This is a genomic window from Humidesulfovibrio sp. (assembly GCF_035560995.1).
GTDB lineage: Bacteria > Desulfobacterota > Desulfovibrionia > Desulfovibrionales > Desulfovibrionaceae > Humidesulfovibrio.
The window spans coordinates 1-2,280 of the sequence record NZ_DATMYK010000237.1 but is presented as its reverse complement, the minus strand read 5'-3'; the positions used below and the strand labels follow the sequence as shown (position 1 = coordinate 2,280).

Below are 2,280 nucleotides of genomic sequence, written 5' to 3'. Positions count from 1 at the left end.
GCAAGGGGGCGGCAATTGGGGAGCGGGACGGGGAACTCAGCAGCAATCGGGCGGCGCGTCGCCTTCCTGCTGGGGGAAGGGCCAGGTCTCCACGCGGTTCCGGCCATTTTGCTTGGCCCGGTACAGCGCCTTGTCGGCTTTCTCGATCATGTCCTCCAGGATGCTGGCGCCAAACTGCGGTTCCGGGGAGTACTCGGCCACGCCGATGCTCACGGTGTTGTTCAGCACCACGTCGCCCAGCTTCAGCGGGGTAGCGGCCACCATTTCGCGGATGCGCTCGGCCAGGGTGGCTGCCTCGGCCAGGGAGGCGTTGGGCGCTAGCACAACAAACTCCTCCCCACCATAACGGGCGGCCATGTCCGATTCGCGGATGGCCGTGGCGATGCACCCGCTGATGTGAATGAGGTATCTGTCTCCCACGGGGTGGCCGTGGGAGTCGTTCACGCCCTTGAAGTGGTCGATGTCGATCATCAGGCAGGAGCAGGGCTTGCCCGCGCGCAGAGCCACGCTCAGGATGCGGTAGCCTTCGGACATCAGGTGGCGGCGGTTGCACATGCCCGTCAACTGGTCCGTGCGCGAGGTGGTCTGGATGGTCTCGATGTGCTCCAGCACGGTGGTGGACATGCGGTTGAAAGCCCGCACCAGCTGCTTGAACTCGATGGGTGCGTCCTGCGTGGCGGCGGGGTCGATGACATGGCCGTACTCGCCGTCCTGGACCTTGTCCGCCCCCTGCACCAGCAGGCGCAAGGGGTCGAGGATGGTTCGGGCGATGGCGTGACCCAGGAGGGCGGAAAACACCACCACAAGCGTGATGCATATGCCCAGCAGCCACTCCAGGCTTATGGGCAGGGCCTCCAGGTGCGAGGCCAGCCAGTACAGCGACAGGGGCAGCACCGGCAGCAGCAGCAAAAGCGCGCTGTACAGGCGTAAAAGCCCCAGCACTCCCAGCCCTTTCAGGCGCAGGGGGGGGAGACGGTCGCGCGGGTTCACGGCTCAGCACCTCGTTCCAAAGTGTTGCTCTGCACATTACGTATATCTGTTCCGCCGCGATAGCGCAACACAGCGAAACAACACGGGCGGGTGCCGGTGAAGGCCTGGTCCAGGGGCGGCGCAGCAGGGGGCACCCGCCGCAGGCCGGGTTTCCCGCTCTGCGCCTGGGAGGCTGCCGGTGATGTGGCGGGCCGGTCGCGTCGGGATGCCCACGCTCGGCAGCAGGTTCATCCGGCCTGGTCGGCCTCGGGCAGGGGCCTGCGCGACTTGAACTCGCGCAGGCGGTTTCGGATGTGCTCGGCAGCCTGGGCAGCCTTGTCGCCCTGGCCGGTGTAGGAGACGGCCTCGCCGGCCGCCGTGGTCATGGTCAGCACCTTGCCGGAGAGCTCCACTGCACTGATGTCCGAGTAGTAGACGTCGCGGGTGCCCGCGTCCTCGGTGTGGTAGACCACGGGGAAGTACGAGCGCAGCGGAAAGATGCGCCCCTTGCGGCTGGCGATGACCACGAAGTCGTCCTTGGGGGCCATGACGCTCACGCTGGCGTCGGCCTTCAGCTCCTTGAGCATCCAGTGGGCGATCTGCCCGGTGACCTCGCTGAAGGGATAGTGCGGCTGGGCCTTGGTCACGCCGCAGGCGCGCAGGCACTCGGCCTCCAGGTTTTCCAGCACGTCCTCCTGGAAGGCCTTGTGGTTGTCCTTCACCAGAAAGGCCCCGTAGACATCCAGACCAAGGGGGACGAGCAGGAATACGAAGCCTGAGAAGCCGCCCGCGAAGATGGTGATGAGCACGAGCGTGAGCAGATAGGCCATGAGCTTGGCCTTGGGGTTTGAGCAGAAGAGGATGGGCAGGGCTTCGCGCAGGTCCATCCGCTACCCCTAGGCAATGCCTGGGAAAATGGCAAGGCTTGGGGCATGGCCCCCGCGCCGGCTTCAGCCCAGCAGGTGCAGGGCGAAGGTTGTGGAGAGCAGGGCCTGGAATTCCGCCGCCAGCTTGAAGGCCGTGCGCAGGCGTTCTGCCTCCAGCCTGCCCAGGTCTTCCGGGTGCAGGGCGTTGCCCGGCGTCTCGCCGCGCTCGATGGCCCCGGCCTGGGCGCGCATGCGCAAGGTTTGCAGAAAGGAGCAGGCCTCGCGCAGGCCCTCCGCTAGTTGCCGGGGCAGCCCGCCCGCCCGCGCCAGGGCGTCCAGGCGCTCCAGGGTGCCGGTTTCGGCCAGGCCGTGTTGCAGGGCCAGCGCCTTGGCTCCCTGGGTGATGGGGAACACGCCGCCGCGCTTCACATCCACGCTGCCGCGC

General features: G+C 67.1%; 3 protein-coding genes. All 3 read right to left on the bottom strand.

Annotated features, from left to right (window positions below):
* Window positions 1-36: 36 nt before the first annotated feature.
* Entirely contained in the window at window positions 37-990 is a 954-nt protein-coding gene (locus tag VN419_RS09330; protein WP_325646798.1) for a sensor domain-containing diguanylate cyclase, read from the bottom strand.
* A gap of 227 nt (window positions 991-1,217) precedes the next feature.
* Entirely contained in the window at window positions 1,218-1,856 is a 639-nt protein-coding gene (locus VN419_RS09325; protein WP_325646795.1) for a hypothetical protein, read from the bottom strand.
* Window positions 1,857-1,919: 63 nt separating this feature from the next.
* The coding region (locus VN419_RS09320; protein ID WP_325646793.1) for a putative nucleotidyltransferase substrate binding domain-containing protein at window positions 1,920-2,280 on the bottom strand (361 nt) is incomplete at its 5' end.